The 5,150-nt window shown below is 36.6% G+C and carries 4 protein-coding genes; all 4 read right to left on the reverse strand.

Annotated elements, in window-relative coordinates; genetic code table 11:
* A partial coding sequence (locus CDZ78_RS18610; protein ID WP_140414211.1) for a DUF6531 domain-containing protein occupies positions 1 to 2,016 on the reverse strand: 2,016 nt, incomplete at its 3' end.
* 61 nt (positions 2,017 to 2,077) lie between these two features.
* Positions 2,078 to 2,440, reverse strand: a complete 363-nt coding sequence (locus tag CDZ78_RS18615; protein WP_087871314.1) for a choice-of-anchor X domain-containing protein — start codon at positions 2,438 to 2,440, stop codon at positions 2,078 to 2,080.
* A 25-nt stretch (positions 2,441 to 2,465) separates the two neighbouring features.
* On the reverse strand, positions 2,466 to 3,278 hold the full coding sequence (locus tag CDZ78_RS18620) for a hypothetical protein (RefSeq protein ID WP_087871315.1): 813 nt from the start codon (positions 3,276 to 3,278) through the stop codon (positions 2,466 to 2,468).
* Between the two features lie 6 nt (positions 3,279 to 3,284).
* Positions 3,285 to 5,150, reverse strand: a 1,866-nt coding sequence (locus CDZ78_RS18625; protein ID WP_140414212.1) for a PKD domain-containing protein, incomplete at its 5' end; no start/stop codon positions are given.

A 5,150-nucleotide genomic window follows, 5' to 3' on the forward strand; every position in this document is an offset into this window, starting at 1 on the left:
CCGATGTAATTCATCATAGCTATACGTTGCTGTTATTCCTCGTGAATCAGTTGATGTGAGGAGATTATCAGCTTCATTGTAGGTATTGACTGTTTGTCCTGTATCAGGGCTAATGAGTTTTAGAAGATTTCCCACTTTATCGTAGCTATATTGAGTGACCATATCTTCAGGATCTGTTACGCGTGTGATATTTCCTTGGTTATCATAGTTGAATCTGGTGATACCTGATATTGCATCAGTAACTTGGGTCAATCGATCAAGTTCATCAAAAGTAAAATTTACTGAGTTATTCAGAGCATTGGATAGCTTGATTAAATTATCATTACTGTCATAGTTAAATAGAGTTTTACGATCGTCTACAGTAATTGATTCTTTAGAACGATCAAAATCATCATAGACCCAGGTTTGTTTACGAGTTATGTCACCATTTTTATCAAGTACATCTTGTGTGAGTATATTTCCAACAGCATCTAGCGTCAGTTTAAGTTTGTTACCTTCTCCATCAATAATTTCAGTAAGTCGATTGGCTGCATTATATTTATATTCAATGGTTTTTCCATCGGGAAATATAGTCTTACCAACATTATCATATGAAAAGCTTGTTGTTGAACCATCACTCGTTGTACTGAGTAATCGACCGTGAACATCATAGCTAAGTTCCGTTTTTACCTCATTAGCATCTAATACCTCGAGCGGATTACCATGGCTGTTGTAGCTGGCTATTTTAAGTACAATCTGTTCAAGTGCGTTTGTAACTTTAGTTAAATTACCTTTGGCATCATACTCGTATTCTGTTTTGTTTTGCTTTGCATCCGTTATGGAGGCAATCTTATTATAATTAGATTCGTAGGAAAATTGGTTAGCATGAGAGTTTGGATCTGTCGTTGTTAATAAATTACCTTTTTCATCATAGGTGTAATTCCAAGAACTATTATTTTCATCCGTATACTTTGTTAACCTTAATTGATCATTATTCGTTCTGTGGGATGACCCAATAACTGGATGATGAATACGTATTGGATTCCCCGTTCCATTATAATAATAATTTGTACAGTTATCTCTTCGATTACAAACACGGGTATATCCATCATAATAAGTAAAATTAAAAAATCCACCTCTAAAAAACTGCTGAGTAACTTTGTTTTGAGCGTTATACGTTAAACGAATAACTTCAACTCCCTTTGGATCCTTTTTCTTTGTCATTCTATGAGAACTGTCATAGACATATTCAGTTTTTTCGTTGTTCGCGTTTGTAAAACCTATCAAGTTGTTATTTTCATCATATTCGTAGATGAAATTTCTATTAGAAGAATCAACTATTTTTGTAATTTTATTATTAGTGTTATAGCTTAGTGAAATGCTTCTAGATGAAGCATCAGTTGACGTTGTCAATTTACCGGATACATCATAAGCAAATGTTAATTGATTGTTATTAGCATCAGAAATTGAAATAAGTCTCCCATTACTATCAAAACGGTGAACATTTCCGTTTTTTTCAGTTAGACTAAAAACCCCAGAGATTTTAGTTAATGTAAGAAAGAGACCTTGAGGTGAAACATAGCTTTCATCCGCATTAGCTTTGAACACAAGCCTCATACCATCGCCTCGTTGAATAATTACTTTGGGGGCAACGGCATCGACAATTTCTGATAGGGTGACATCATAATTAAAAGTCCATCCGAATCCGAAAGGACCTTCTTTAAGGTTGTTTTGGTTATTGTAAGTTCGGTCAATAGCTAATGAAAACCCAACACCAGGAATATAGATATCTTTTTCTATAAAATTAAAGTCACCGTTTTTTGAATTTATTGGATCACCAACACCACATTGTCCTGGTTCATCAGCTGGAGTACCAGATGGTACTCCAGCCAAAGGTCCAGAGTGTCCCTGATCTTTTGGGGGTGCATCATAAGCCTGCACGGAAAAAGACAACAAGGGCACTGCCATTATGCACAATACTATTATCAAAAATCGTAAATTTAAATCCATCAAATTAATTCTTTTTAATATCTTCACAATCAACCCCTTATTTTTAACCCTTAACGGTAATTTTTTTATCTGCAATGTTTTTTACGGATTATTGGACTGAAAACATTATTGTTGATTCCAGCTCATTTTGATCGTGCAAGATTCGATAGAATTTAATCTTATATTCCCCTCTGACTGATGGAGCTTTCATCATCAAGCTGTAAGTTTTATCTTCTTTTGTCTGGTCACCATGACTACCATCATCAAAAAGGTTTGGAAATGAAGCATTCCAGTTGTCGCCAATTATCTCAACCGCAATTTTCTTTACTTCCACATCAGTTTTACAGGTTATTGTTATTTCAGAACTTGTCGATGGGTTGACAGGATAAACCTGAATTCCTGTACAGGCTATAATTGGCTGAGTATGTAATAACGCTAATGCCAAGATTACTCCAAAAGTATAATGTTTCATGGTTATCTTCTCTCTTTTAGGGCTATTAATATCTAACTGTCAAAATGGCATAGCGTGGTAACGAACGGTTGCCTTTGCTGTCAATAGCGGTTAACTGCAATGAATAAACACCAGGAAGAACTAGCTCACCTTTAAAGTTTCGACCGTCCCAGCTTATTGAATTAGCTCCTGCGGTTAGGCCGGCTTTTGTAAATAGGTCTATTTTCAGCCCAGTACTGTCTATGGCAACAACATTCATTAATGCATCTTTTGAAATATCAAATGCTACTCTAGCCGACTCAGTTTGATCCGGTTCAGTACTGTACGGATTAAATTTAGGATTGAACGTTCGATTAGTAACTGTCAGATTGCTGACTTCTGGTTTATCTCCAGTAATCACAATAGCATTATCTGGTAATTCATAAACCCAAAGTGTGATTCTATATTGTTCGCCAGGTTTAACAGGCACACCGTTATCATCGACACCATCCCAAATTTCAGTATGGGTTCCAGCAGCTTTTAATTTCCTAATAAACAAAGTTCTAACAGGAGCGATATTGGAACCTGGTCTGGAATTGTCTCTTACCCAGAAGTAAAAACTTACTTCTGATGGTTTATTGACCGTATAAGTACTGGTAACTGGGACACCTGTATAAGGGTTAAATTTTCCTGGCCAAGTTCGGCTTGGCGTATATTGAGAAAAGGTTGCACTTTCTCTTAAATCAATTTCACCTTCAACTCCGTTGTTGCTGTAACTTAACACGTAGTAATAAGAGCCATCACCCACCTGATTATTCAGACTATCATATCCATCCCAACTATCAACGTAAGTACCGGCATCTCTGAATTCACCATCCACTAAGGTTTAAATGACATTGCCCAATTCATCCACTATTTTCAGTGTGATGGTTACATCAGCATTTAAAATAGTACTAATCGCACTTTTTTCACCTTGACTCGGGTTCATGACAGCATTATGAGATAAATTAACCTGCATATTAACTTTAACAATAACTGAGTCTATTGCTTGTTTTCCATTATTGTCAGTCACTCGTACGCGTGGATTAAATTCTCCTACTGAGTTATAGGTGAAGGTTTCTCTTGCTGAACCAGTTTTCTCATATACTCCGTCACCATCAAAGTCCCATTCATAGCTGGCTATTGTTCCATCTAGATCTGTTGCGGTTGCAACAAAGGCAACATTTAATGGCACTAATCCGTCTTCTACACTAGAAGATAATTCTAATGTCGGGGATCCTGTCGGTAATACGTTAAGTGTTATTGAATCAGTCGCATTCTTCCCTGTATTATCTGTCACTCGGATTGTCGATGTATGATCGCCCTCTGTTGTAAAGATTTTTTCTACATTACCGACTGATTTTAATTGATAAATCAATCCTGACCCATTGCCTATTAATAGGTCATCATCAATATCACCATCTAGGTTCATTGCCAGTGGTGCTGCGAACCCCCCCACATCTACTTTTCCTAATTGTGTACTTTTTAATGACCAACTATATCCAGTGGTATTACTTACATTTTTATATCGAAAAATACGACCATATGAATTACCGATCAACAATTCTGAAATTCCATTAAAATTCAAATCACTTACTATTGGTTTTGCATATGCACCAACATCAATAATGTTATTATTTTCATCCACAATACGAACTGAGTTTTTCCAGATAGGATTGGATACTGTACCCATGTTTTCTATGAAATAAAGCTGGCCATCGAAATTACCGGATAAAATATCGATATCACCATCGGCATCATAATCAATGAAGAATGGAGCAGCATAACGACCCACACCAATTATTGAACCATTTGCATTTTTTAGCAATCCTAGCGAAGTCCAATTCGGCAATTCTGCTGTGCCTATATTTTTATAATGAACAAATTCGCCATTGTTATTCCCGACAACTAAATCATCATCATCATCATTGTCCAGATCATAAAAAGCAGGGGTAGCATAATATCCAATATCTATGGCATCCCCCTGTTCATTAATTAATAGACTGTCCATTCTAAAATAAGCTTGTTCATTTGTTCCTATATTTTTGATTAAGCGAAGCTGTCCAATACTATTGCCCACAACCAAATCCAAAACACCATTATTGTTATAATCAATCCTTGTTGGTGAAGCATAATTACCCACACCAGAACTATTATATGAATTGCCTTTTGATTGCCATGATAGAGGGTTTGTTGAAACCTGTTGATACCAGCTAATCTGCCCAAGGGAATTCCCAATCCAAAGATCATTTAGAGTTGCTCCACTAGTTGATGCAATGACAGGAGCGGCATAAAGACCAATGTCCAGCGTACTACCAAGGTTATCGGTTAAATAACTTTGATTAACCCAAGATGGCGTTTGATCTGTACCTTGATTTTCAATATAAACGATACGGCCTCTACGCTCTCCTACGTAAAGGTCCAAATCGCCGTCACCATCATGATCGATTAATTGTGGAGCAGCAGAGCCCCCCACATCAATTCGTAGTGCACTGCTATCTTGAATATTGCCTTTATCAACCCACACCGGAACACTATTTGAACCAGTATTTTCAAAAATTGAAATCCATCCAGATTTGTCGCCAATTAACAAATCCCAATCTGTATCATTTCCTAATGAATAAACGATAGGTTTAGCCAACGAATCTACCGCTAGATTGCTTCCATTTTCCAACTTCAAAGTGCCATTATTCTTCCAAGTCGGATTTTCTTT

The organism is Bathymodiolus platifrons methanotrophic gill symbiont (assembly GCF_002189065.1).
Lineage (GTDB): Bacteria > Pseudomonadota > Gammaproteobacteria > Methylococcales > Methylomonadaceae > Methyloprofundus.

Excerpts from the sequence above, each read along its gene's own strand:
- CDZ78_RS18615 (WP_087871314.1), bottom strand. The coding sequence starts at position 2,440 with ATGAAACATTATACTTTTGGAGTAATCTTGGCATTAGCGTTATTACAT.